This is a genomic window from Pseudomonas sp. F(2018) (assembly GCF_005508865.1).
Taxonomy (GTDB): domain Bacteria; phylum Pseudomonadota; class Gammaproteobacteria; order Pseudomonadales; family Pseudomonadaceae; genus Aquipseudomonas.
Genome location: NZ_SCOM01000001.1, coordinates 439,944 through 465,421, shown reverse-complemented (window position 1 = coordinate 465,421; position 25,478 = coordinate 439,944). Strand labels below are relative to the sequence as shown.

Here is a 25,478-nt window from a genome sequence, read left to right as displayed (position 1 = left end):
TTAACTCCGTGGCAGGCGCCGGCCTACCCGCTCAGACTGATAGAGCGCTATCAGCTTCTTCCATGATGAAGCTGGCGACCAGACGCTCCTTGGCGGCTTTCGTCAGCGTCTTGATCGCCCGCTCGCGGCGCAGCGCGGTGCTCTTGTCCGTGCAGCTCTCGATATACACCAGCGCCTGCGCCGGGCTGGAGTGGAAGAAGCGCGCGCCCTTGCCGCTGCAATGCTGCGCGAAGCGCCGCTGCGGATCGTCGCTGATGCCGCAATACAGGGCGCCGTTCTCGGCACGCACCAGGTAGACGAACCAGGGCTTGGCAGGAGGTGTATCGGTCATGGCTCGGCAGCGTGATGCGGGGCCGCCGAGCTTACGCCAGTCAGCGCCCGGCCTGCCAGGCGCGCAGCCCGCCCATGGCCTGCTTGCGGATGGCGTTTTGCACCGGCGCCAGCCAGCCGAGCAGCACGCCCTTGGCGCCCAGGGCCTGGCGGGACCAGCGCCACAGGTCGAAGCGGTCGCGGTGCTCGACGATCTTGCCGCCCTCGAAGCGGAAGCTGGCCTCGATATGGTTCTCCACCATGCGTCCGGTCTGGCTGAACAGGTAGGTCGCCACCCAGCGCGCACGGCCCTGCCGGTCGTCGGCATCCAGCACTTCGAAGGTCAGGGAGAACTGCTTGGCACGGGAGCAGAGCATGCGCCACATGTCACCGGCATCGCGACCCTCGAGATCGCGGAACACCGGGTCGGAGAACTCCACGTTGTCGGCGTAGCAGGCTGCCATAGCCTCGGCGTCCTGGCGCTGGAAGGCCTGGTAGAAACGGCTGATCAGTTCGGCATTGGGGTGAGCCATGGGGATGCTGCTCCGAGTTGTGATGGGCTGAGTATGGCCGTGCAGACGACGGCCTGCGATTGGCGATAAAGACAACTTTGTGTCAATAATCGCCAGATGATTCGTATCGCCCTCTACACCTGCCCACAAACCGTGCTCTCTAGCCTGAGCATGGCCGACGACGCCTTCCGCCTGGCCAACCAGCTGGCCGGCGAGGCGCTGTTCGAGCTGCAGCGGGTCAGCGCCGATGGCCAGCCGGTGCAACTGGGCTATGCACAGCTGCGCGTGGATGGCGACCTGAGCCTGGCCGAGCGCGCCGACCTGCTGCTGATTCCCGCCACCGGCAGCGCGCTCGACCGCACCCTGGAGCACAACACCATCCTGCTCGCCTGGCTGGCCGCGCGCCCGCAGCACCAGCAACTCGCCAGCCTGTGCAGCAGTGCCTGCCTGCTGGCCGCCGCCGGCGTACTGGACGGCCGCCGCGCCACCACCCACTGGGCGCTGGCGGACACCTTCCGCCAGCGCTTCCCGAGGGTGCGCCTGCAGATCGACCAGCTGTTCACCGAAGACGACAACCGCTTCTGCTCCGGCGGCGCCCAGGCCGGTCTCGATCTGTGCCTGCACCTGATCGCCGTGCATGGCGGCGACTGGTTGGCCCAACGGGTGGCCGGCGCCCTGGTGGTGGAGCGCGAGCGCGGCGGCCAGAGCCGCTTCGCCCCGCTGCTGCCGACGGCCGGCCAGGACGACCCGCTGATCGCCCCACTGCTGCGCTGGTTGCAGCAGCACCACGCCCAGGCCATCGACCTGCCGCTGCTGGCCGAGCGCGCCAACTGCTCCACCCGCACCTTGCTGCGGCGCTTCAAGGCGGCCACCGGTCTGACGCCCAACGACTACCTGCAACGCCTGCGCATCAGCGCCGCGCAGAGCGCCTTGCGCAACCCGGCGCGTTCGCTGGAGCAGGTCGCCGCTCAGGTGGGCTACGCCGACCGCGCCACCTTCGCCAAGCTGTTCAAGCAGCTCTGTGGCGAGACGCCAGGAGCTTTCCGCAAGCGCCTGCGCCAGCCGCTCGCCGAATAGCGGGCAAAGAAAAAGGAGCCCGCAGGCTCCTTTTCTTATAAATGACGATTTCGCGAGCTAGAGAAAAACAAGGCGGGGACGGCTGAGGAAGCGGAGTTTACGAACAGCAAATGAGCATTCCGAAGCCGTTTCCAACACAGTTTTTCCGACGCGCAGCAAATCGTCCTCAGTGCAGGATCTGGCCGAGGAAAAGCTTGGTCCGCTCGTTCTGCGGATTGTCGAAGAACGCATTGGGCTCGTTCTGTTCGACGATCTCGCCGCGGTCCATGAAGATCACCCGATCCGCCACGGTGCGGGCGAAGCCCATCTCGTGGGTCACGCAGAGCATGGTCATGCCGTCCTGGGCCAGGCCAACCATGGTATCCAGCACCTCCTTGACCATTTCCGGGTCGAGGGCCGAGGTCGGCTCGTCGAACAGCATGATCTTCGGCTTCATGCACAGCGCACGGGCGATGGCCACGCGCTGTTGCTGGCCGCCGGAGAGCTGGCCCGGGTACTTGTGCGCCTGCTCGGGGATGCGCACGCGCTCGAGGAAATGCATGGCTATCTCTTCGGCCTTGCGCTTGGGCATCTTGCGTACCCACATCGGCGCCAGGGTGCAGTTCTGCAGCACGGTCAGGTGCGGGAACAGGTTGAAGTGCTGGAACACCATGCCCACTTCGCTGCGGATCGCCTCGATGTGCTTGAGGTCGCTGGTCAGCTCGGTGCCGTCGACGACGATGCGGCCCTGCTGGTGCTCCTCCAGGCGGTTGATGCAGCGGATGGTGGTGGACTTGCCGGAACCCGACGGGCCGCAGAGGACGATGCGCTCGCCCTGTTGCACGTTGAGGTTGATGTCCTTGAGCACGTGGAACTGGCCGTACCACTTGTTCACGCCCTGCAGCTGAATGATCGGCTCGGCAGCGGCTTCTTTCTTAACTTCGGTCATGGTCTATGACTCCTAACGCTTGTGGCCGGTGTCCAGCTTGCGCTCCAGGCGCATGGAATAGCGGGACATGCCGAAACAGAAAATCCAGAACACCAGGGCGGCGAACACGTAGCCCTCGGTAGCCATGCCCAGCCAGGCCGGATCGGTGGTCGCCTGCTTGATGCTGTTGAGCAGGTCGAACAGGCCGATGATGATCACCAGGCTGGTGTCCTTGAACAGGGCGATGAAGGTGTTGACGATGCCCGGGATCACCAGCTTGAGCGCCTGCGGCAGGATCACCAGACCCATCATCCGCCAGTAGCCCAGGCCCATGGCCGCGGCCGCCTCGTACTGCCCCTTGGGGATGGCCTGCAGGCCGCCCCGCACCACTTCGGCGATGTAGGCGGACTGGAACAGGATCACCCCGATCAGGGCGCGCAGCAGCTTGTCGAAGGACAGGCCTTCGGGCAGGAACAGCGGCAGCATCACCGAGGACATGAACAGCACGGTGATCAGCGGCACGCCGCGCCAGAACTCGATGAAGGTCACGCAGATCACGCGGATCGCCGGCATCTTCGAGCGTCGGCCCAGCGCCAGCAGGATGCCCAGCGGCAGCGCGCCGGCGATGCCGACGGCGGCGATCACCAGGGTCAGCATCAGGCCGCCCCACTGGCTGGTCTCCACTTCGGTCAGACCGAGGAAGCCACCGTGCAGCAGCCAGAAGGCCAGCAGCGGATACACGACCAGGAAGAGCAGCCCGTAGCTGGCCTTGCGCGGCATCGCCGGGATGAACAACGGCGCCGCGCCGATCACCGCCAGCCACACGGTCAGATCCACGCGCCAGCGCAGCTCTTCCGGGTAGAAGCCATACATGAACTGGCTGAAGCGCTCCTTGATGAACACCCAGCACGCGCCCTCGCTGGTGCAGTCGGCGCGGGTGGTGCCGGTCCAGTCGGCCTGCAGCACCGCCCACTTCAGCAGCGGCGGCACGATCAGCCAGACCAGATAGATGGCCAGCAGGGTCAACAGGGTGTTGAACCAGCTGGAGAACAGATTGGACCGCAGCCAGCCGACCACACCCACGCTCATGCGGGGCGGCGGCAGACTCGGACGGAATTGATGGACTTCCATGCGCTTCTCCTTACCGCTCGATCAGCGCGATGCGCTTGTTGTACCAGTTCATCAGGATCGAGATGCTGATGCTGATGGCCAGGTACACGCTCATGGTGATGGCGATGACCTCGATGGCCTGGCCGGTCTGGTTCAGGGTCGTGCCGGCGAACAGCGAGACCATGTCCGGATAGCCGATACCGGCGGCCAGCGACGAGTTCTTCACGATGTTCAGGTACTGGCTGGTCAGCGGCGGAATGATCACCCGCAGGGCCTGAGGAATGATCACCAGACGCAGGGTCTTGCCGGCCGGCAGGCCGAGGGAACGGGCCGCCTCGGTCTGGCCGTGGCTGACCGCCTTGATCCCGGAGCGCACGATCTCGGCGATGAAGGCCGCGGTGTACACGGTCAGCGCCAGGGTCAGCGCCATCAGCTCGGGGATCAGCACCCAACCACCACGGAAGTTGAAGCCCTTGAGCTCCGGCACCGTCCAGTGGAAGGGATCACCGAACCCCAGCGCGGCCAGACTCGGCAGTCCCACTATCAGCACCAGGCTGGTGATCAGGGTCGGGAAGCCCTGACCGGTGGCCTCGAAGCGCTGGCGCGCCCAACGGGCGAGGAACCACACCGCCACCAACGCCAGCACCAGAGCGATAAGGCAGGGCCAGAAGCCTTCGGCCATGGTCGGCGCCGGCATGTTCAGGCCACGGTTGCTGAGGAAGAAGGTGTCGCCGAGGCTGACGCTCTGCCGCGGGCCGGGCAACGGCAGGAACACGGCGAAGTACCAGAAGAAGATCTGCAGCAGCGGCGGGATGTTACGGAAGGTCTCGATATAGATGGTGGCCAGCTTGCTGATCATCCAGTTGGGCGACAGTCGCGCCACGCCGAGGATGAAGCCGAGGATGGTGGCGAACACGATGCCGATGCCCGCCACCAGCAGGGTGTTGAGCAGGCCGATGACGAACACCCGCCCGTAGCTGTCGCTCTCCTGATAGTCGATCAGGTGCTGGGAGATGCCGAAGCCGGCGCTCTGCTCCAGGAAGCCGAAGCCCGAGATGATCCCGCGCTGGGCGAGGTTGTGCTGGGTGTTGTGGAACAGGTACCAGCCGATCGCCACGACGGCGATGACTGCGATGATCTGGAATAGCCAGCCGCGCACCTGCGGGTCGGTCCAGACCGAACCGCGCGGACGCGAAATATTGGCAGGATTTGGCATAACGGCCCTCATAGAAACTCCGCGCCCGTGGATTGCGGCGCGGAGTTCACGAAATCAGGAACACCATCGCCCCACGAAGGGGCGATGGCAAAGGGGATCAGCGCACCGGCGGTGCGTACTGCATGCCACCCTTGTTCCACAGGGCATTGAGACCACGCTCGATCTTCAGCTCGCTGCCGGCACCGACGTTGCGATCGAAGATTTCGGCGTAGTTACCGACTTGCTTGACGATCTGCACGGCCCAGTCCTTCGGCAGTTTCAGATCCTTGCCGAAATCACCCTCTGCACCCAGCAGGCGAGCGATGTCCGGGTTCTTGGTGGACTTGGCCATTTCTTCCACGTTGGCGGAAGTCACGCCCAGTTCCTCGGCGTTGAGCTGTGCGTACAGGCTCCAGCGCACGATGTCGAACCACTCCTCGTCACCCTGACGTACGGACGGGCCGAGCGGCTCCTTGGAGATCACTTCCGGCAGTACGACATAGTCGTCCGGCGCGGCCAGCTTGATGCGCTGGGCGTACAGCTGGGACTGGTCAGAGGTCAGCACGTCGCAACGACCGGATTCCAGCGACTTGGCGCTCTCGTCGGAGGTGTCATAGGTGATGGGGGTGTACTTCAGGCCATTGGCGCGGAAGTAGTCGGCCAGGTTCAGCTCGGTGGTGGTACCGGCCTGGATGCACACGGTGGCGCCGTCCAGTTCCTTGGCGCTGGAAACGCCTAGCTTCTTGTTCACCAGGAAGCCTTGACCGTCGTAGTAGGTCACGCCGGTGAAGTTCAGGCCCATGGCCGCATCACGCGAGCTGGTCCAGGTGGTGTTGCGCGACAGCACGTCGACTTCGCCGGATTGCAGCGCGGTGAAGCGCTCCTTGGCGGTCAGCGGGCTGAATTTCACTTTGGAGGCGTCACCGAATACGGCGGCAGCCACGGCACGGCAGATGTCCACGTCGATACCCAGGTAGTTACCCTTGGCGTCGGCATAGGAGAAACCGGGCAAACCATCGCTGATACCGCACTGCACGTAGCCTTTCTTCTTCACCGCATCCAGGGTCGCACCTGCATGAGCGAAACCGCTCACACCGAGCACCGCAGCCGTGGTCAGTACTGCCAGGGTGGATTTCACCATCTTCATCAAAACCTCCAAGTGTTCTTGTTTGGTCGAGTCTCGGTCCTGCCGCCGTACCCTTGTGAGGCACGTTCGATCCCGCCACCATGGCAGGATCAACCGGGGTGCGAACCTGAAGGGAGTCTAGATGCCGATCCGCAGACCGGCGAATGACCCTTTCATCTCCGTAGGTCTTACGGGAAAGAGACGCAGCAGATTTGTCCGGCTTCCCGCTCTAGAACGGCCCCCGCCGGACCCGCTTCTTACAGCAAGGTGCGTACCAATTCCGTGACCGGACGGTATTGATCGCAGGTCAAGAGGCAAACTTTTGCCGTTGCGACATCTTATTAAGTGATTCAACGAACCGAAAAAAGCATGGCGCACCAAAAATGCACATGCGCACCATAATGGAGCAATCATGCAAGAAGCCCTGCTACTCGAGCCCGCCAGCCCAGCCGATTCCTGCGTCATCTGGTTACACGGCCTGGGCGCCGACCGTTACGACTTCGAGCCGGTGGCCAAGATGCTGCAGCAGCAACTGCCCGCCACGCGCTTCGTGCTGCCACAGGCGCCGACGCGGCCGGTGACCATCAACGGCGGCTGGTCCATGCCCAGCTGGTACGACATCCTGGCCATGAGCCCGGCACGGGCGATCGACAAAGAACAGATGGAGACCTCGGCGCAGACGGTGATCGCGCTGATCGAAGCCCAGCGCGACAGCGGCATCGACCCGGCGCGTATCGTCCTGGCCGGCTTCTCCCAGGGCGGCGCGGTGGTCTATCACACAGCCTTCCTGCGCTGGCAGGGCCCGCTGGGCGGGTTGCTGGCGCTGTCCACCTATGCCCCGACCTTCCCCGAAGAGCTGCAGGTAGACGCTTCGCGCCGCCAGTTGCCGGTACTGTGCCTGCACGGTAGCCAGGACGACGTGGTGCCCTCGTTCATGGGCCGCGCCGCCCACGATGCACTGGCTGCCCAGGGCGTGCCGGTTGCCTGGCGGGAATATCCGATGGGTCACGAGGTGATGGTGGAGGAAATCCAGGACATCGGCGCCTGGCTGAAACAGGTGCTGAAAGTCGACTAAACGCGTCAAGGCTCCGTCGAGATGCTCCGGCAACTCGCTAAGTATGTGTCGAAAGGTCAAGCAGCCGGCGGGCGGGTTAACCCCGTCCATCGCTTGCGACCGCTGGTCGGACCGCTCTAGTCCGAGCATTGCGTAGGTAATATTGCGGAGCATAAGGTCGCTCATAGGTGTTCGCCCTACGACAGGGAGTGTTTAGCGATGCCCACCCGCAGCAGCCAGACAGGTTATTCATTCTCGCGATGAAAAATGCCAACTGGCAGCAGGATCTCCAGCAGATCAGCCAATTGCGACTGTTCCAGAACGTCGCCGCCAGCAGCCTGCAACAGCTGCTACAGGAATTTCGCGCCTGCGAGTTGGAGGCCAGCGAGATTCTGCTGTCGCCCTTCAACCGCAACCAGCACCTCTATCTGCTGCTCGAGGGCGAGCTGAAGGTCTATCTCGGCTCCCTCGACAACCAGCCCGTCAGCACCCTGACCCCGGGCGATTGCGCCGGCGAAATCAGCTTCATCGACAACGACCGCCCTTCCGCCTATGTGGTGGCCACCCAGCCCTCGCTGGTCCTGCGCCTGCATCGCGAGTCGCTGATCAAGCTGTTCGACCAGTCGCCGGAACTGATGCAGAACCTGCTGGAACTGCTCTGCGACCGGGTGCGCAAGGGCAACCGGATCATTCTCGACAGCGAGCAGAACGCCAACGTCGACATCCTCACCGGCTGCTTCAACCGCCGCTGGCTGGAGCACGTGTTCGAACGCGAAAGCACCCGCTGCGCCTTCAGCCACCAGCCGATGAGCATGCTCATGCTCGATGTCGACCACTTCAAGGCCTACAACGACCAGCATGGCCACCTGGCCGGCGACTACGCCCTGTGCCTGGTGGCGCATACCCTGCGCAACCAGTTGCGACCGAAGGACAGCATGGTGCGTTATGGCGGCGAGGAGTTCGTCATCCTCCTGCCGGAGCTGGATGCCGACGAATCGCGCACCATCGGCGAGCGCCTGCGCCAGAGCCTGGAGCAGATCAGCTCGTTCTACTCGCCGGTAGGCATACTGCCGGGCGTCACGGTGTCCATCGGCATGGCCCAGATGCAGGACAAAGACGGCCTGGAAAGCCTGATCGCGCGCGCCGACGCGGCCCTGTACAAGGCCAAGCAGCAGGGCCGCAATCGCCTGTTCGGCTGAGCAGGCTCCCGCCAAATCGCCCAGCAAAAACGTCAGCCCATCGCCAGCTGCCGGCGCGCCTTGTTAGAGTCTGGCGCATAACAACAATGCTCGGATGCCCCATGCGCAAGCTACTGCTCACCCTGCTGATCCTCGTGCCGGTTGGCGCGGGAATCTTCTTCACCATCCCCACCCTGCTCGACCGCCAGGCGAACAGCGTGGCCACGCCCGCGCCCTACCCCGCCAGCGACTCTGCTGAAAAGCTGCACCAGACCCTGTTCGTCGCCGACCTGCACGACGACGCCCTGCTCTGGCAGCGCGACCTGCTGGAGCGCCACGACTACGGCCATTCGGACCTGCCGCGCCTGCTCGAAGGCCGCGTCGGCCTGCAGGTGTTCTCCACCGTCACCAAGACCCCGCGTGGCATCAACTACGAGAGCAACGGCGCCGACAGCGACAACATCACCCTGCTGGCCATGGCCCAGCGCTGGCCACGGGAAACCTGGAGCAGCCTGCTGGCCCGTGCCCTTTACCAGGCCGACAAGCTGAAACAGGCAGCCGCCGCCAGCGAGGGCCGGATGGTGCTGATCCATACCCGCAGCGAGCTGGCCGCCTACCTGCAGGCCTGGCAGCGCGGCCCGCAGCGCCTGGCCACCGTACTGGCCACCGAGGGCCTGCAGCCTATCGAGGGCAAGCTGGAGAACATTGACGTCCTGTACGACGCCGGTTTCCGCATCGCCGGTCTGACTCACTTCTTCGACAACGAGGTCGGCGGCTCGGCCCACGGCCTGGACAAGGGTGGCCTGACCCCGCTGGGTCGCCAGGTGATCACCCGCCTGGAAGAGAAGCGCATGCTGGTCGACCTGGCCCACGCGTCCAAGTCGCTGATCGACGACGTGCTGGCCATCGCCAAGCGCCCCGTGCTGGTCTCCCACACTGGCGTCGCCGGCACCTGCCCCGGCCCGCGCAACCTCACCGATGACCACCTGCAACGCATCGCCGCCAACGGTGGTGTGATCGGCATCGGCTACTGGGACGCCGCCGTCTGCGAGACCTCGGTCGGCGCCATCATCCGCGCCATCCGCTACACCGCAGACAAGGTCGGGGTCGCCCACGTGGCACTGGGTTCGGACTTCAACGGCACGGTGCACGCGCCCTTCGACAGCACCGGCCTGGCGCAGATCACCGAGGGCCTGCAGCGCGCCGGCTTCAGTGATGCCGATATCGCCGCGATCATGGGCGGCAACGTGCGTGACCTGCTGCTGGCCAACCTGCCCGATTGACCGGCCGCAGCCCGCGCAGCATTTCGCCGCGCGGGCTTCTTGCTTTACACTGGCGACCGTTCATTCCTTGACCAATACGAGACGGCCGTGCTCAAAGCACTCAAGAAAATTTTCAGCAAGGGCGAAGCCGAACAGCCCGCCAGCGTCACTCCCGCCAGCACTCCCAGCGCCCCCGCCAAACCGAGCGCCCCGCGCAACACGCAACCACAGGCGGATGCCGAAGCCAAAGCGCCGCGCGAAGCCAAGAAGCCGCGCGCCGACAAGCCGCGACGCGAGCGCCCGGCCAAACCGGTAGATAAATGGAAGCTGGAAGACTTCGTGGTCGAGCCGCAGGAAGGCAAGACCCGCTTCCACGATTTCCGCCTGGCGCCGGAGCTGATGCACGCCATCCACGACCTGGGCTTCCCCTACTGCACACCGATCCAGGCCCAGGTCCTCGGCCACACCCTCAAGGGTAAGGACGCCATCGGCCGCGCCCAGACCGGCACCGGCAAGACCGCCGCCTTCCTCATCTCCACCATCACCCAGCTGTTGCAGACCCAGGTGCCGAAAGAGCGCTACATGGGTGAGCCGCGCGCGCTGATCATCGCGCCGACCCGCGAGCTGGTGGTGCAGATCGCCAAGGACGCCGAGGCCCTGACCAAGTACACCGGCCTCAACGTCATGCAGTTCGTCGGCGGCATGGACTTCGACAAGCAGCTCAAGCAGCTGGAGTCGCGCTACTGCGACATCCTGGTCGCCACCCCGGGCCGCCTGCTGGACTTCAACCAACGCGGCGAAGTGCACCTGGACATGGTCGAGGTGATGGTGCTGGACGAAGCCGACCGCATGCTCGACATGGGCTTCATCCCGCAGGTACGCCAGATCATCCGCCAGACCCCGATGAAGGGCGATCGCCAGACACTGCTGTTCTCCGCCACCTTCACCGAGGACGTGATGAACCTGGCCCGCCAATGGACGGTGAACCCGGCCATCGTCGAGATCGAGCCGGAGAACGTCGCCAGCGACACCGTCGAGCAGCACGTCTACGCCGTGTCCAGCAAGGACAAGTACAAGCTGCTGTACAACCTGGTGACGCAGAACGACTGGCAGCGGGTGATGGTGTTCGCCAACCGCCGCGACGAGGTGCGCCGCATCGAGGAGAAGCTGATCCGCGACGGCGTCAGCGCCGCGCAGATGTCCGGCGACGTGCCGCAACACAAGCGGATCAAGACCCTGGAAGGCTTCCGCGAAGGCAAGATCCGCGTGATGGTCGCCACCGACGTCGCCGGCCGCGGCATCCACGTCGACGGCATCAGCCACGTGATCAACTTCACCCTGCCGGAAGTGCCGGACGACTACGTGCACCGCATCGGCCGTACCGGCCGCGCCGGCGCCAGCGGCACCTCGATCAGCTTCGCCGGCGAAGACGACGCCTTCGCCCTGCCGCCGATCGAAGAGCTGCTCGGGCGCAAGATCACCTGCGAGATGCCGCCGGAAGAACTGCTCAAGCCGGTGCCGCGCAAGCACGTTTAGCCGAGCCGGAGCACTCCTACTCACTACAACCCTAGCGCGACTTATGCTCCAGAGAGAGGTAGCAGCCTCAGACGAAGCACTTGCCTGAAAAAAGCCGCCCATAAGGCGGCTTTTTTGTTTCGGGTCGCGCTTACTGGGCGACTTGCGATTGCTGCACCAGCACCAGCTGGCCATCCTTGTTGACCGGAATCTGGCTGCCCGGATCGCGGTCCATGCGCACCTGACCGATCTTGCCGTCCAGCTGATACTTCACGTCGTAGCCCACCAGCTTCTCGCTGGTGTCGGTCACGGTGTTGCAGCGGGTCTCGGTGGTGGTGTAGGTGTCACGCTCCTGCATGCCCTCCTGCACCTTGTTGCCGGCATAGCCACCGCCGACGGCGCCGGCCACAGTGGCGATCTTCTTGCCGTTGCCGCCACCCACCTGATTGCCCAGCAGGCCACCAGCAACGGCGCCGAGCACGGTACCGGCGATCTGATGCTGATCCTTGACCGGCGCCTGACGAGTCACCGCCACGTCCTTGCAGACCTCGCGCGGCGTCTTGATGGTCTCTTTGATCGGCTGCACGGCCAGCACCTCGGCATACAGAGGACCGCCTACCAGGCTGTAGGTGGCTACAGCGCCACCGGCAGTGACACCCACCGCGCCCAATACTGCACCTACGATCATCGACTTGTTCATGGGGTCCTCCAGACTTCAGTTGCCGGGCATTCACGCCCTATTCCCTGCCTTGGATCAGGCCAGGCTGAGCGAGTTCCCGCTTCGCTGGTCAGCGTAGCGAGAACTGCGACGAAACGCACACCGCCAAAACACGAAGCCCGGCGCTGGGCCGGGCTTCGGGCAATCGTAGAAACGACTCAGGGACGCTCGTCGACTTCCTCGCTGACCGCCGGCGGAATCAGGTCCTCGCTGGTCAGGTTCAGCCAGATCAGTACCACGTTGGCGATATAGATCGACGAGTAGGTACCGGCCAGCACACCGACGAACAGGGCGATGGAGAAGCCCCACAGGTTGTCACCGGCGAACACCAGCAAGGCGATGATCGCCAGCAGGGTGGAAACCGAGGTGGCGATGGTGCGCAGCAGGGTCTGGGTGGTCGAGATGTTGATGTTCTCGATCAAGTTCGCCTTGCGCAGCACGCGGAAGTTCTCACGCACCCGGTCGAACACCACGATGGTGTCGTTCAGCGAGTAGCCGATGATCGCCAGCACCGCCGCCAGCACCGTCAGGTCGAAGGTGATCTGGAAGAACGACAGGATGCCCATGGTCACGACCACGTCGTGCACCAGCGAGGCGATGGCGCCCACGGCGAACTTCCACTGGAAGCGGAAGGCCACGTAGATCAGGATGCCGCCGAGAGCCAGCAGCATGCCCAGGCCGCCCTGGTCGCGCAGCTCCTCGCCCACGGCCGGGCCGACATACTCGACCTTCTTCACCTGCAGCGAGTTGCCGCCGCTGGCCGCCTGCAGCACGGAGGCCACCTTGTTGCCGAGCTGCGGGTCATCACCCTGCAGGCGCACCACCACATCGGTGGTGGCGCCGAAGTTCTGCACCACGGCGTCGGCATAGCCGGCCGCCGCCAGCTGCTCGCGCACCTGGCCGAGGTCGGCCGGCTTGTCGTAACTCAGCTCGATCTGGCTGCCGCCGGTGAAGTCGAGACCGAAGTTGAGCCCCTTGAAGAACCAGCTACCGAGGGCGATAAGGGTCAGGATCATGGTCAGGGCAAACGCGAAATTGCGTATGCCCATGAAGTTGATAGTTCCGATTTTCATGACTGGCTGCCCCTTAGATCCACAGCTTCTTGAAGTCGCGACCGCCGAAGATCAGGTTGACCATCGCGCGGGTCACCATGATGGCGGTGAACATCGAAGTGACGATACCCAACGACATGGTCACGGCGAAGCCCTTGACCGGGCCACTGCCCATGGCGAAGAGAATGCCGCCGACCAGCAGAGTGGTCAGGTTGGCGTCGAGAATCGCCGAGTAGGCGCGGTCGAAGCCTTCGTGGATGGCGCGCTGCACCGACATGCCATTAGCGATTTCCTCGCGTATCCGCGAGAAGATCAGCACGTTGGCGTCCACCGCCATACCCATGGTCAACACGATACCGGCGATACCCGGCAGGGTCAGGGTCGCGCTCAGCGCCGACATCAGCGCCAGCAGCAGGACCATGTTGAAGCCCAGGGCCACGGTCGCCAGCACGCCGAAGAAGCGGTAGATGGCGATGATGAAGATGGACACGAAGATCATGCCCCAGATCGACGCATCGATACCCTTGGCGATGTTGTCGGCACCCAGGCTCGGACCGATGGTGCGTTCTTCGGCGAAGTACATCGGCGCGGCCAGGCCACCTGCACGCAGCAGCAGGGCCAACTCGGAGGACTCACCCTGGCCGTTCAGGCCGGTGATGCGGAACTGGCTGCCCAGCGGCGACTGGATGGTCGCCAGGCTGATGATCTTCTTCTCTTCCTTGAAGGAGGGCACCGCCACTTCCTTCTCGACGCCGTCGACCACCTGCTTGACGTAGCGGGTCAGCGGCTTCTGCTCGATGAAGATCACCGCCATGCTGCGCCCCACGTTGTTACGGGTGGCGCGGTTCATCAGCTCGCCGCCATGGCCATCCAGACGGATGTTCACCTGCGGACGGCCGTTCTCGTCGTAGCTGGCCTGGGCATCGGTGACCTGGTCACCGGTGATGATCAGGCTGCGCTCCAGCGCCACGGCCGGGCGACCGGACTCGCGGAACTCGAAGGGCTCGGTGGCGGCGCGCGCGGCGTCGACGTCGGCCTGCAGACGGAACTCCAGGTTGGCGGTCTTGCCGAGAATACGCTTGGCCTCGGCGGTGTCCTGCACGCCCGGCAGCTCGACCACGATGCGGTTGGCGCCTTGGCGCTGTACCAGCGGCTCGGCGACACCCAGCTCGTTGACCCGGTTACGCACGGTGGTGAGGTTCTGCTTGATCGAGTACTCGCGGATCTCCGCGCGCTTGGCCTCGGTCAGCGCCAGACGCAGCACCTGCTGGTCGTTGCGCTCGGTAGTGGTCTGCTCGAAATCGTTGAAGCTGCCACGGATCAGCTCGCGGGCCTTTTCCAGCGATTCGCTGTCGGCGAAGCCGAGCTGGATGGCGCCACCCTGCTGCGGCAGGCTGCGATAACGCACGCGGTCCTTGCGCAGCAGGCTCTTGATCTCGCTCTCGTAGACCTTCATGCGCGCATCCATGGCCTTGTCCATGTCCACTTCCAGCAGGAAGTGCACACCACCGGACAGGTCCAGACCCAGCTTCATCGGGCCGGCGCCCAGGTTGCGCAACCACTGCGGAGTGGTCGGCGCCAGGTTCAGGGCGACCACGTACTCGTCACCGAGCAACTTGCGCACCAGCTCCTTGGCCGGCAGCTGGTCTTCCTGCTTGGTCAGACGCAGCAGCGCACCCTGGCCCTGCTTGGCGCCCAGCTGGGCGGACTTGACCGCGATGCCGCCGTCATTCAGCGCCTTGCCGATGCGATCGAGGTCGGCCTGGCCGATTTCCAGCGCCGTGCTGGCACCGGTGATCTGGATGGCCGGGTCGTCCGGATACAGATTAGGTGCGGAATAGATGAAGCCGACCGCCAGCACAGCCAGGATCAGCAGGTACTTCCACAGAGGATATTTGTTGAGCATGACGCCGCCCGTTATGACACGGGGCGCCTTAGGCGCCCCGTAGTGGTGAACGAAGAATCGTTAGATGGACTTCAGAGTGCCCTTCGGCAGGGTCGCCGCGATGGCCTGCTTCTGGAACTTCAGCTCGACGTTGTCGGCGATCTCGACCACCACGAAGTCGTCGGTGACCTTGTTGACCTTGCCGATGATGCCGCCGCTGGTCACTACCTCGTCGCCCTTCTGCAGGCCGCCGAGCAGATTCTTGTGCTCCTTGGCGCGCTTGGCCTGGGGACGCCAGATCATCAGATAGAAGATGACCATGAAACCGACCAGCATCAGGATGCTCATCATGTCACCGCCGGGCGCGGCGCCTGCCGCCGGGGCTACGGTGTCGGCATAAGCAGCGGGGATCAGAAAACTCATGGAAAACTCCTATTGCGAGGTCTTGAAGCTGTTGTTTTCAGGCTATTTTTCGCGAGCGCCCGGGCTTTTTTGCACGGGCGTCGGCTGCCATCGCGAGTAGATGGGTGCGCCGCGCCGAATTTCAAGCGGCAGGCCGGCGAATCACCGATCAGGGCTCCAGCGGCGGCGTCGGCAGGCCGCGCCGGGCGTAGAAGGCGTCGACAAAGGCGGCCAATGTACCCTGTTGAATTGCCTCGCGCAAACCAGCCATCAGGCGCTGGTAATGGCGCAAGTTGTGGATGGTATTCAGCATGCTTCCCAGCATTTCGCCGCATTTATCCAGGTGATGCAGATAGGCGCGGGAGAAGTGGCTGCAGGTGTAGCAATCGCAGCTCGGGTCCAGCGGCGACTCGTCGTGCTTGTGCCCCGAGTTGCGGATCTTGACCACCCCAGTCTCGGTGAACAGGTGGCCGTTGCGCGCGTTGCGGGTCGGCATCACGCAGTCGAACATGTCCACCCCGCGGCGCACACCCTCGACCAGGTCTTCCGGCTTGCCCACGCCCATCAGGTAGCGCGGCTTGTCGGCCGGCAACTGCGGCGGCAGGAAGTCCAGCACGCGGATCATCTCCTCCTTCGGCTCGCCCACCGACAGGCCGCCGATGGCCAGGCCGTCGAAGCCGATCTCGCACAGACCTTCCAGCGAGCGCATGCGCAGCTCTTCGTGCATGCCGCCCTGGACGATGCCGAACAGCGCCGAGGGGTTGCCCTCGTGGGCGTTCTTCGAGCGCTTGGCCCAGCGCAGCGACAGCTCCATGGAGCGCTTGGCCACATCGAAGTCGGCCGGGTACGGGGTGCACTCGTCGAAGATCATCACGATGTCCGACCCCAGGTCGCGCTGCACCTGCATCGACTCTTCCGGGCCCATGAACACCTTGGCGCCGTCCACCGGCGAGGAGAAGTACACGCCCTCCTCCTTGATCTTGCGCATGGCGCCCAGGCTGAACACCTGGAAGCCGCCGGAATCGGTGAGGATCGGCCCCTGCCACTGCATGAAGTCGTGCAGGTCGCCGTGGCGCTTGATCACCTCGGTACCCGGGCGCAGCCACAGGTGGAAGGTGTTGCCGAGGATAATCTGCGCGCCGATATCGCCGACATCGCGCGGCAGCATGCCCTTGACCGTGCCGTAGGTACCCACCGGCATGAAGGCGGGGGTCTCCACCACGCCGCGCGGGAAGGTCAGGCGGCCGCGGCGGGCACGGCCGTCGGTGGCCAGCAGCTCGAAGGACATATGGCTCATGGGGTCTCCTCGGGACCGCGCGGGGCGGGATTGCGGGTGATGAACATGGCATCACCGTAGCTGAAGAAGCGGTACTGCTGCTCCACGGCCGCCGCATAGGCGGCCATGGTCTGCGGGTAACCGGCGAAGGCCGAGACCAGCATCAGCAGGGTTGACTCCGGCAGGTGGAAGTTGGTGACCAGGGCATCGACCACATGGAAGCGCTTGCCCGGGTAGAGAAAGATGTCGGTGTCGCCGCTAAAGGCCTTCAGCTCGCCATCGCGGGCCGCACTCTCCAGCGAGCGCACGCTGGTGGTACCGACGGCGATCACTCGTCCGCCGCGCGCGCGACAGGCAGCCACGGCATCGACCACGTCCTGGCCGACCTGCAGCCACTCGCGGTGCATATGGTGGTCCTCGATGCGCTCCACCCGCACCGGCTGGAAGGTACCGGCGCCGACATGCAGGGTGACGAAGGCGGTATCGATGCCTTTCTCGCGGATCGCCGCCAGCAGCTCCTCGTCGAAGTGCAGCCCGGCAGTGGGCGCAGCCACGGCGCCGGCCTTGGCGCGGTCGGAATAGACGGTCTGGTAGCGCTCACGATCGGAGGCGTCGTCGGCGCGGTCGATATAGGGCGGCAGCGGCATGTGGCCGACCCGATCCAGCAACGGCAGCACCTCTTCGCTGAAGCGCAGCTCGAACAGTGCATCGTGGCGGGCGACCATCTCGGCCTCGCCGCCACCTTCTATATGGATCAGCGAGCCGGGCTTGGGCGACTTGCTGGAGCGCACGTGGGCCAGCACGCGATGGCTGTCCAGCACCCGCTCGACCAGGATCTCCAGCTTGCCGCCGGAGGCCTTCTGGCCGAACAGCCGCGCCGGGATCACCCGGGTGTCGTTGAACACCATCAGGTCGCCGGGGCGCAGGTATTCGAGCAGGTCGGCGAACTGCCGATGGGCCAGCGCACCGCTCTCGCCCTCCAGCACCAGCAGGCGGCTGGAACGGCGCTCGGCCAGCGGATGGCGGGCGATCAGGGCATCGGGCAGGTCGAAATGGAAGTCGGCAACGCGCATGGGGTCAGTCTCGCAGGGGGCGCAGAGCTTACCGGAAAGCGGGCCCGCGAACCACGCACCGGGCGACTGAAGGCACGCTCAATGCGGATCGCCGCCATGCTTGTCCTGCTCCAGGGTTTCCAGCAGGGCGATCTGCATCCGCGAGTGCAGACGGATCAGCCAGCGCCACAGCAGGGTGATCGCCGCCACCGCCACCAGGCCGATGACCAGCAGCGCCTCGCCGGTCGGCAGGATGCTGGCCGACAGCGCCATTAGCAGCACCATGATCAGGGCGAGAGACACCAGAGGAATCACTTCGGCGATTACCTTGCGCACGCGGACAGTGTGGCGCCCCGCCTTCTCGGGGCGCACGCCGAGCTCGGCCAGGAGCATCGCCAGCGCCTTCAGCTTGCGGTACGCCGCCACCAGGAATGGCAGCGACAACAGCAGCGCGCCACCCCAGACCAGCGCCTTCTGCAGATTCTGCGCGGCCACCCAGGGCTCCAAGTAGGCCGCCAGCGGTACGGCGAAATAGCTGGCACTAAGGAAGATCGCTATCACCAGGGCGATATTGATCGCCACCTGCAGCAGGATGCGCCGGATCATGCCCAGCAGCATCACGTTCTGGCCCTGGGGCTGGATGCTGCCCAACCAGTCGCCGTACAGCCCGAAGACCCGCGCGACACGTTCCGGCATCAGCCCCGCCAGCTTGTTGGAGAAGGGGTCGGCGGCGCGGATCAGGTAGGGCGTGGTCAGGGTGGTGATGGCCGAGACGGCCACCGCCACCGGATAGAGGAAGTGACTGGTGACCTGCAGGGTCATGCCCAGCGCCGCGATGATGAAGGAGAACTCGCCAATCTGCGAAAGGCCCATGCCGACGCGTAGCGAGGTGCGCCCATCGTTGCCGGCGATAAAGGCGCCGAGGCTGCAGGACACCACCTTGCCGACGATCACCGCGACGGTGATCACCAGGATCGGCCAGGCGTACTCGACGAGAATCGCCGGATCGATCAGCAGGCCGATGGCGACGAAGAAGATCGCGCTGAACATGTCGCGCACCGGCTCGATCAGCCGCTCGATCTGCGGTAGCTGGCGCGACTCGGCCATGATCGCGCCGATCAGGAACGCCCCCAGCACCATGCTGTATTCCAGCTTGACCACCAACAGGCAGAAGCCGAAACACAGGCCCAGCACGGTGACCAGCAACATCTCGTTGCTCTCGAACTTGGCCACATAGGCCAGGATGCGCGGCACCAGCAGGATGCCGATGACCAGCGCCACCACCATGAACAGCGACAGCTTGCCGACGGTGGCAAACACCTCGCCGGTCTCCACCGAGCCGCTGACGGCGATGCCGGACAACAGCGCGATGATGCCGATACCGAGGATGTCCTCGACGATCAGCACGCCGAAGATCAGCTGGGCGAAGCGCTCGTTCTTCAGCTTCAGGTCGCTCAGCGCCTTGACGATGATGGTGGTCGAGGAGATGGCCAGGATGCCGCCGAGGAACAGCGAGTCCATCTTGCTCCAGCCGAAGAAGCTGCCGATCTCGTAGCCGATCCACAGCATCAGGCCGATTTCCAGCAGGGCCGCGATGAAGGCGGTGGCACCGACGTTGAACAGCTTGCGCAGGCTGAACTCGAGACCGAGGAAGAACATCAGGAAGATCACGCCCAGCTCGGCGAGGATCTTGATCGTCTCCTCGTCGTGAATCAGGCCGAAGGGCGGCGTATGAGGACCGATGATGAAGCCGGCGAGGATGTAGCCCAGCACCACCGGCTGGCGCAGGCGATGGAACAGCACGGTGACCACGCCTGCGACCAGCATGATCACGGCCAGATCCTGGATGAAACTGATGGCATGCATCGCGGCGCCCCCTCCTGTGAAAACCTCCCCGGCGCCGCTGCAGCGGCCACCACCAAACCGACCTCAGAGCCTAACAGCTTGATTTGGTGGACTTATCGGCAGCGCTCAGGGAATTTGTAAGCACAGATGGCAGGGCATTGACGCCGAAGCCGGCGCGATTGACCACCCCCTGACGCCTCCCTATACTGCGCGCCCATCGTGCCTCGGTGGCGGAATCGGTAGACGCGGCGGATTCAAAATCCGTTTTCGAAAGAAGTGAGAGTTCGAGTCTCTCCCGGGGCACCACGATATTCCCTCCTCAATTGCCTGCAAGGCCTCTGGAATCAGCTATTCCAGGGGGGTTGGCAAACGTATTTGAGTTAGCGTAGAGTTGGTCAACTGTGTTTGCATGGGTCGCCTTGAATCGTGACCTGGTGCAGTAGATCCTAAGATCCGCTACATCCCGCTCGACTTCTCTTACTCTCTGCAACCAGTTCCAGCCCTCTCGCGTCACAAGCTCGCGAGGCTGTCATCTAACTCTAGTTTCAAGGAAATAAGACAATGTCGAATCGTCAAACCGGCACCGTCAAGTGGTTCAACGACGAGAAGGGCTTCGGCTTCATCACTCCCGAGAGCGGTCCGGATCTGTTCGTGCACTTCCGCGCTATCGAAGGCTCGGGCTTCCGCAGCCTGAAAGAAGGCCAGAAGGTCACCTTCGAAGCCGTGCAAGGCCAGAAAGGCATGCAAGCTGACAAGGTCCAGGTTCTGGGCTAATCGCTGCTGCTACGAAGAGCCCCTGATGGCAACATCAGGGGCTTTTTTGTGCCCGGCGTTTTTGTCCCGAATGACGACACCCCGTACAATCCCGCGAAGTCTTTTCTTCCCGAGCTGTCCATGCCCAAGCACATGCTGCGCCCCCAGGGCGAATTCCCCGGCGCCGGCCTGCCACGCCGCTTCGCCGCGATGTTCTATGACTTCCTGCTGTGCGTGGCACTGGTCATGGTGGTGGGCCTGATTTACCAGCAGGGCCTGCTGCGCCTGATCTATGGCAGCGAGCGCCTGATGCAGCTGTCCCAGGCCGGCGCGCTGGACAACGATCCGATGCTGGCCAGCCTGGCCCTGCTCAGCCTGTTCGGTTTCTTCGCCAAGTTCTGGACCCACAACGGCCAGACCCTCGGCATGCAGGCCTGGGGCCTGCGCATCCAGAACGCCGATGGCTCGGCCATCAGCCTGTGGCAGGCGCTGCTGCGCTTCGTAATCGCCATCGGCTCCTGGCTGTGCCTGGGCCTGGGCTTTCTCTGGGCGCTGTGGGACAAGGACAAGCGCAGCTGGCACGACATCTACTCGGAGAGCCGCGTCGTCCAGCTGCCCAAGGGCATCCACAAGCAGGGCAAGTAAGACTCAGGCCCCAGCCAGCCCCGGCAGCAGCACATTGCTCACCAGCCAGGCAGTGGCCAGCGCACCCGCCACGCAGAGCAGCGCGCCACCGACCGCCTGCCAGTAGAAACCACGCGCCAGCTCGTCCTCGCCGCCATTGGAGAGGATGAACGGGAAAGACTCCCCCGGCTTGCGCAGCTGATGATGCACCGGCACCTCGCCGCGCCCCGCCTGGCGACGCTGCGCCTCTACCCGCGCCGACTCGCGCATGCGCTCCCACTCGGCCGGGTCCAGCTGACCATCACCGTTGCTGTCGAAGCGCTGCAACATGCCGGCGAAATCGCCCTTCCACTCGCGCACCACCGCACCCTGGGCCAGGGTCAGGTCGAACGCCTCGGCGCCGCCTTGGGTGCGGAAGTCACCGATGGCGTAGAGCGGCTGACCGATATGCAGGCGCTCCTCGGTGTAGCGATAGCGACTGCCACTAGAGAACAGCATGCCCAACAACCCTCCACCGCCACTCAGGCCGCGCGGATGACGCTCGCTGCCACTCCAGACCTGGCGTGTGCTCGGCCGCACTTCCGCGCCCTTGGGGTTGATCAGGCATTCGCCGGTGGCATCCTTCAGGCGCACCAGCGCCTCGCTGACGCCACTCTCAACCACCCGCCAGCGGCGGTTCTTGCCATCGCCGGAATACTCCTCGATCTTGAAGCGCCACCACAGGCACGCAGTGCCGGTGAGCGGCGCCTGCAGCTGGCCGTCGGAGAGCTCGTGTAGCACGCCATAGAGTTCGACATAGCCCTGGGCCGCCGAGCGGATCTTCGAGGTCGGCGTGTTGAGCAGGAAGCGCGCCTCGGACAGGCGCTTGATGCACCACCAGCCACCGCCGACGCACGCGCCGACGCTGAAGGCCATGCTGATGGCCAGACCAGGGACATCCATCTCAGTTGAACAGCGACTTGAGGTCGACGTCGGCCTTTTCTTCCTCGCTGAACTGCAGCAGCTCGGCCTCCTTGAAGGCGAACAGGCGGGCCAGGATCACGTCGGGGAACTGCTCGATGCGCACGTTGTTGAGGTTGACCGCCTCGTTGTACAGCTCGCGGCGATCGGCGATGGCGTTCTCCAGGCCGGAGATGCGCTGCTGCAGGTGCTGGAAGCTGTCGTTGGCTTTCAGGTCCGGGTAGTTCTCGGCCAGGGCGAACAGTTGGCCGAGGCCGGCACGCAGGCTGCTCTCGGCCTTGCCCAGGGCGCCCACGTCGTGCTGCTCGCGAGCGCTGGCCACGGCGCTGCGGGCGGCGATCACTCGCTCCAGGGTGGTGCGCTCGTGCTGCATGTACTGCTTGCAGGTCTCCACCAGCTTGGGCAGTTCGTCGTGGCGCTGCTTGAGCAGCACGTCGATGTTCGACCAGGCCTTGCTCACGCCGTGCTTGAGACGCACCAGGCCGTTGTAGAGAACCACCGCCCAGGCGGCGAGGAGAAACAGCACGACGAGTATGGCAACGGCAGTGAGGCTCATGGACAACGCTCCTTGTGAATTGCCGGCAATTCTATCGACACCATGAGCCACGTCTACAAGGGCGACGAACGGAAACGCCCTTTGCATTTAATGAAAATCTTTCGCATTATTGTGCGGTTTTCCCGCCTTCCAACACTAAGAAGCAAAGGACTCCGCCATGACTCGTATGCCCCTGGCCACCGCCAGTCTGCTGGCCCTCGCCATTTCCCTCGCCGGCTGCGGCGACGACAAGAAAGAGGCCGCCGCTCCGCAAGCTGCCGCTCCGGCTGCCGCCACCGCTACCGCCGCCGCTGGCAAGGTAGACGAAGCCGCCGCTAAGGCCGTGGTCGGTCATTACGCCGAACTGGCTTCCGCCGTATTCAGCGACGCCGCCAGCACCGGCAAGCAGCTGCAAACCGCCATCGACGCCCTGCTGGCCAAGCCCAGCGAAGAGACCCTGAAAGCCGCCAAGGAAGCCTGGCTGGCCGCGCGCGTACCCTACATGCAGACCGAAGTGTTCCGCTTCGGCAACGCCGTGGTCGACGACTGGGAAGGCCAGCTGAACGCCTGGCCGCTGGACGAAGGCCTGATCGACTACGTGGCCAAGGACTACCAGCACGCCCAGGGCAACCCGGGCGCCACGGCCAACATCATCGCCAACACCACCATCCAGGTCGGCGAAGACAAGATCGACGTCACCGAGATCACCAGCGCGAAGCTGGCCGAGCTGAACGAGCTGGGCGGCTCCGAAGCCAACATCGCCACCGGCTACCACGCCATCGAGTTCCTCCTCTGGGGCCAGGACCTGAACGGCACCAACCCGGGCGCCGGTGCCCGTCCGGCGAGCGACTTCGTGGTCGGCGCTGGCGCCACCGGTGAGCACAACGAGCGTCGTCGCGCCTACCTGAAGGCCGCCACCGACCTGCTGGTCGCCGACCTGGACGAAATGGTCGGCCAGTGGCAAGCCGGCGTCGCCGACAACTACCGCGCCAAGCTGGAAGCCGAACCGGCCGAAAGCGGCCTGCGCAAGATGCTGTTCGGCATGGGCAGCCTGTCCCTCGGCGAGCTGGCCGGCGAGCGCATGAAGGTCGCCCTGGAAGCCAACTCCACCGAAGACGAGCACGACTGCTTCAGCGACAACACCCACAACTCGCACTTCTATAACGGCAAGGGCGTGCGCAACGTCTACCTGGGCGAGTACAAGAAGGTCGACGGCACCACCCTGACCGGTCCGAGCCTGTCGTCCCTGGTCGCCAAGGCTGACGCCGCTGCCGACAGTACCCTGAAGGCCGACCTGGAAGCCAGCGAAGCCAAGCTGCAGGCCCTGGTCGACAGCGCCGAGAAGAACAACGCGCACTTCGACCAGCTGATCGCCGCCGACAACAAGGATGGCCAGCAGATCGTTCGTGACGCCATCGCCGCCCTGGTCAAGCAGACCGCTGCCATCGAGAAGGCCTCCGCCGCTCTGGGCATCAGCGATCTCAACCCGGACACCGCCGATCACCAGTTCTGATACCCGCAGAGCTGCCCAGGACGGATGCGCCCACAAGGTGCATCCGTTTTTTTATGGCCGGCGTTACGCGAGCTGGGAACCTCTCCCGACAGCTTTGATGCCCGCGACAATCTGGCTTCGGCACAAACGCTAATTCCTCTTATTTGACTTCCCTTAGCCTGCTAAGATTGCCCGCCTGATTGGCCGTCCAGGTTTTCGCCGATGCCCTCGCCGTTGCGCCTCTGTTTTTTGCCGCTGGCCTTTGCCCTGGCGGCCTGTGAGCGCACGCCGCCTCCCGCCGAGCCTGGCGAGGCGCTGTCCGGCGGTGCCACCACGGTGCGCCAGAGCGACCAGAACGCCTTCTCCCTGCCCTCCGCCAACCTCGCGCCATCGCGGCGCCTGGACTTCGCCGTGGGCAACAGTTTCTTTCGCAACCCCTGGGTGATCGCCCCGGCCACCACCACGGCGCGCGACGGTCTCGGCCCGCTGTTCAATACCAACGCCTGTCAGAACTGCCATATCAAGGACGGTCGCGGCCACCCGCCGGAGCGCGATGCGCTCAGCGCCGCTTCCATGCTGGTGCGCCTGTCCATCGAGGGCGACGACTCGCCGACCCACACCGAGTTGCGCCAGCGCCTGGGCGTGGTGCCCGAGCCGGTATACGGCGGCCAGCTGCAGGACATGAGCAACCCCGGCGTGGCACCCGAGGGCAAGGTGCGGGTCGAGTACGACCTGCAGTCGGTGACGCTCGCCGACGGCACCCTCGTCGAGCTGCGCAAGCCGCGCCTGGTGATCAGCAATCTCGGCTATGGCGCACTGCACCCGGACACCCTGTTCTCCGCCCGCGTGGCGCCGCCTATGATCGGCCTCGGCCTGCTAGAAGCGATTCCCGAGGCGGCGATCCTGGCCAATGCCGATCCCGAGGACCGCGACGGCAACGGCATTCGCGGTGTCCCCAACCGCGTACATGACGATGCCAGCGGCCGGCAGGTGCTCGGCCGCTTTGGCTGGAAGGCCGGCCAGCCCAGCCTCAACCAGCAGAATGCCCATGCGTTTTCCGGCGATATGGGTCTGACCACCGAGCTGCTGCCGCATGACGACTGCAGCGCCGCCCAGACCGACTGCCGCGCCATGCCCGATGGCGGCCAGCCCGAGGTCAGCCCCAACATCCTCGCCAACGTGCTGTTCTACACCCGCAACCTGGCAGTGCCGGCACGCCGCGACGTGGAGGAACTGGAAGTGCGCCGCGGCAAGCAGCTGTTCAGTGACGCCGGTTGCCAGCAGTGCCACATCCCCAGCTTCGTCACCGCTGCCGATGCCGCGGAGCCGGAGCTGGCCAACCAGACCATTCGCCCCTATACCGATATGCTGCTGCACGACATGGGCGAGGGCCTGGCCGATGGCCGCCCGGAGTTCCAGGCCAGCGGCAGCCAGTGGCGCACCGCGCCGCTGTGGGGCATCGGCCTGACCCAGGCCGTCAACGGCCACACCCAGTTCCTCCACGACGGCCGCGCGCGCAACCTGCTGGAGGCCATCCTCTGGCACGGCGGCGAGGCGCAGAGCGCCCGGCAGGCCGTCATCGATTTCGACGCCAGCGAGCGCGGTGCGCTGCTGGCCTTCCTCAACTCCCTGTAAGGAG

Annotated in this window: 24 protein-coding genes and 1 tRNA gene; 10 read left to right on the top strand and 15 right to left on the bottom strand. The window is 64.7% G+C overall.

Translation table 11 applies throughout. The features are described from left to right. Window positions 1-31 precede the first annotated feature (31 nt). Together FFS62_RS02160 and FFS62_RS02155 are read right to left on the bottom strand one after the other, a co-directional pair. A complete protein-coding gene (locus FFS62_RS02160; RefSeq protein WP_137971164.1) occupies window positions 32-331 on the bottom strand; it encodes a GIY-YIG nuclease family protein in 300 nt (99 codons plus the stop codon). A 40-nt stretch (window positions 332-371) separates the two neighbouring features. Beyond that, a complete protein-coding gene (locus FFS62_RS02155; protein WP_137971163.1) occupies window positions 372-842 on the bottom strand; it encodes a nuclear transport factor 2 family protein in 471 nt (156 codons plus the stop codon). Window positions 843-938: 96 nt separating this feature from the next. Between FFS62_RS02155 and FFS62_RS02150 the strand changes: the two genes are divergently transcribed. After that, window positions 939-1,898, top strand: a complete 960-nt coding sequence (locus FFS62_RS02150) for a GlxA family transcriptional regulator (protein WP_137971162.1) — start codon at window positions 939-941, stop codon at window positions 1,896-1,898. Between the two features lie 166 nt (window positions 1,899-2,064). On the opposite strand, the gene FFS62_RS02145 is transcribed toward FFS62_RS02150, so the two are convergent. The 4 genes from FFS62_RS02145 to FFS62_RS02130 all read right to left on the bottom strand — a co-directional run bounded on the left by FFS62_RS02145 (window position 2,065) and on the right by FFS62_RS02130 (window position 6,257). Continuing rightward, on the bottom strand, window positions 2,065-2,826 hold the full coding sequence (locus FFS62_RS02145) for an amino acid ABC transporter ATP-binding protein (protein WP_137971161.1): 762 nt from the start codon (window positions 2,824-2,826) through the stop codon (window positions 2,065-2,067). Between the two features lie 12 nt (window positions 2,827-2,838). Next, a complete protein-coding gene (locus FFS62_RS02140) occupies window positions 2,839-3,936 on the bottom strand; it encodes an amino acid ABC transporter permease (RefSeq protein WP_137971160.1) in 1,098 nt (365 codons plus the stop codon). A gap of 10 nt (window positions 3,937-3,946) precedes the next feature. After that, the gene (locus FFS62_RS02135; protein ID WP_137971159.1) at window positions 3,947-5,131 is read right to left on the bottom strand and encodes an amino acid ABC transporter permease; all 1,185 of its coding nucleotides are present in this window, start codon (window positions 5,129-5,131) and stop codon (window positions 3,947-3,949) included. Window positions 5,132-5,228: 97 nt separating this feature from the next. Then, entirely contained in the window at window positions 5,229-6,257 is a 1,029-nt protein-coding gene (locus FFS62_RS02130) for an amino acid ABC transporter substrate-binding protein (RefSeq protein ID WP_137971158.1), read from the bottom strand. Between the two features lie 391 nt (window positions 6,258-6,648). Here FFS62_RS02130 and FFS62_RS02125 point away from each other — a divergent pair, with 391 nt between their 5' ends. The 4 genes from FFS62_RS02125 (at window position 6,649) to rhlB (ending at window position 11,266) form a co-directional block, all read left to right on the top strand. Continuing rightward, window positions 6,649-7,311 (top strand): alpha/beta hydrolase, encoded by a 663-nt coding sequence (locus FFS62_RS02125; protein WP_137971157.1) that lies wholly within the window; start codon window positions 6,649-6,651, stop codon window positions 7,309-7,311. A gap of 239 nt (window positions 7,312-7,550) precedes the next feature. Continuing rightward, on the top strand, window positions 7,551-8,489 hold the full coding sequence (locus FFS62_RS02120) for a GGDEF domain-containing protein (protein ID WP_137971156.1): 939 nt from the start codon (window positions 7,551-7,553) through the stop codon (window positions 8,487-8,489). Window positions 8,490-8,590: 101 nt separating this feature from the next. After that, a complete protein-coding gene (locus FFS62_RS02115; RefSeq protein WP_137971155.1) occupies window positions 8,591-9,751 on the top strand; it encodes a dipeptidase in 1,161 nt (386 codons plus the stop codon). A gap of 87 nt (window positions 9,752-9,838) precedes the next feature. Then, on the top strand, window positions 9,839-11,266 hold the full coding sequence (rhlB, locus tag FFS62_RS02110; RefSeq protein ID WP_137971154.1) for an ATP-dependent RNA helicase RhlB: 1,428 nt from the start codon (window positions 9,839-9,841) through the stop codon (window positions 11,264-11,266). Window positions 11,267-11,396: 130 nt separating this feature from the next. Here the strand turns inward: rhlB and FFS62_RS02105 are convergent, their stop codons facing one another. The 7 genes from FFS62_RS02105 to FFS62_RS02075 all read right to left on the bottom strand — a co-directional run bounded on the left by FFS62_RS02105 (window position 11,397) and on the right by FFS62_RS02075 (window position 19,496). Further along, window positions 11,397-11,945: a glycine zipper 2TM domain-containing protein gene (locus FFS62_RS02105; protein WP_137971153.1), complete on the bottom strand. Its 549-nt coding sequence runs from the start codon at window positions 11,943-11,945 to the stop codon at window positions 11,397-11,399. 176 nt (window positions 11,946-12,121) lie between these two features. Continuing rightward, complete coding sequence (secF, locus tag FFS62_RS02100) at window positions 12,122-13,036, bottom strand: protein translocase subunit SecF (RefSeq protein ID WP_137971152.1); 915 nt, start codon at window positions 13,034-13,036, stop codon at window positions 12,122-12,124. A gap of 13 nt (window positions 13,037-13,049) precedes the next feature. Then, on the bottom strand, window positions 13,050-14,921 hold the full coding sequence (gene secD, locus FFS62_RS02095; protein WP_137971151.1) for a protein translocase subunit SecD: 1,872 nt from the start codon (window positions 14,919-14,921) through the stop codon (window positions 13,050-13,052). Window positions 14,922-14,981: 60 nt separating this feature from the next. Beyond that, a complete protein-coding gene (yajC, locus tag FFS62_RS02090; protein ID WP_137971150.1) occupies window positions 14,982-15,323 on the bottom strand; it encodes a preprotein translocase subunit YajC in 342 nt (113 codons plus the stop codon). A gap of 148 nt (window positions 15,324-15,471) precedes the next feature. Next, complete coding sequence (gene tgt / locus FFS62_RS02085) at window positions 15,472-16,590, bottom strand: tRNA guanosine(34) transglycosylase Tgt (RefSeq protein WP_137972208.1); 1,119 nt, start codon at window positions 16,588-16,590, stop codon at window positions 15,472-15,474. A gap of 5 nt (window positions 16,591-16,595) precedes the next feature. Continuing rightward, the gene (queA, locus tag FFS62_RS02080; RefSeq protein ID WP_137971149.1) at window positions 16,596-17,651 is read right to left on the bottom strand and encodes a tRNA preQ1(34) S-adenosylmethionine ribosyltransferase-isomerase QueA; all 1,056 of its coding nucleotides are present in this window, start codon (window positions 17,649-17,651) and stop codon (window positions 16,596-16,598) included. Between the two features lie 78 nt (window positions 17,652-17,729). Beyond that, window positions 17,730-19,496 (bottom strand): cation:proton antiporter, encoded by a 1,767-nt coding sequence (locus FFS62_RS02075; RefSeq protein WP_137971148.1) that lies wholly within the window; start codon window positions 19,494-19,496, stop codon window positions 17,730-17,732. A gap of 200 nt (window positions 19,497-19,696) precedes the next feature. Between FFS62_RS02075 and FFS62_RS02070 the strand changes: the two genes are divergently transcribed. The 3 genes from FFS62_RS02070 (at window position 19,697) to FFS62_RS02060 (ending at window position 20,873) form a co-directional block, all read left to right on the top strand. Next, window positions 19,697-19,781: transfer RNA gene (locus FFS62_RS02070), tRNA-Leu, on the top strand. A gap of 255 nt (window positions 19,782-20,036) precedes the next feature. Further along, the gene (locus tag FFS62_RS02065; protein WP_021700367.1) at window positions 20,037-20,249 is read left to right on the top strand and encodes a cold-shock protein; all 213 of its coding nucleotides are present in this window, start codon (window positions 20,037-20,039) and stop codon (window positions 20,247-20,249) included. Window positions 20,250-20,369: 120 nt separating this feature from the next. Beyond that, window positions 20,370-20,873: an RDD family protein gene (locus FFS62_RS02060; protein WP_137971147.1), complete on the top strand. Its 504-nt coding sequence runs from the start codon at window positions 20,370-20,372 to the stop codon at window positions 20,871-20,873. Window positions 20,874-20,876: 3 nt separating this feature from the next. Here the strand turns inward: FFS62_RS02060 and FFS62_RS02055 are convergent, their stop codons facing one another. Next, on the bottom strand, window positions 20,877-21,794 hold the full coding sequence (locus tag FFS62_RS02055; RefSeq protein WP_137971146.1) for a GIDE domain-containing protein: 918 nt from the start codon (window positions 21,792-21,794) through the stop codon (window positions 20,877-20,879). A gap of 1 nt (window position 21,795) precedes the next feature. Then, window positions 21,796-22,368 carry a LemA family protein gene (locus FFS62_RS02050; protein WP_137971145.1) on the bottom strand — a complete coding sequence of 191 codons (573 nt, stop codon included), beginning with the start codon at window positions 22,366-22,368 and terminating at the stop codon, window positions 21,796-21,798. 157 nt (window positions 22,369-22,525) lie between these two features. Here FFS62_RS02050 and FFS62_RS02045 point away from each other — a divergent pair, with 157 nt between their 5' ends. Then, complete coding sequence (locus tag FFS62_RS02045; protein ID WP_137971144.1) at window positions 22,526-23,860, top strand: imelysin family protein; 1,335 nt, start codon at window positions 22,526-22,528, stop codon at window positions 23,858-23,860. Between the two features lie 201 nt (window positions 23,861-24,061). Then, entirely contained in the window at window positions 24,062-25,474 is a 1,413-nt protein-coding gene (locus tag FFS62_RS02040) for a di-heme oxidoredictase family protein (RefSeq protein WP_137971143.1), read from the top strand. Window positions 25,475-25,478 lie beyond the last annotated feature (4 nt).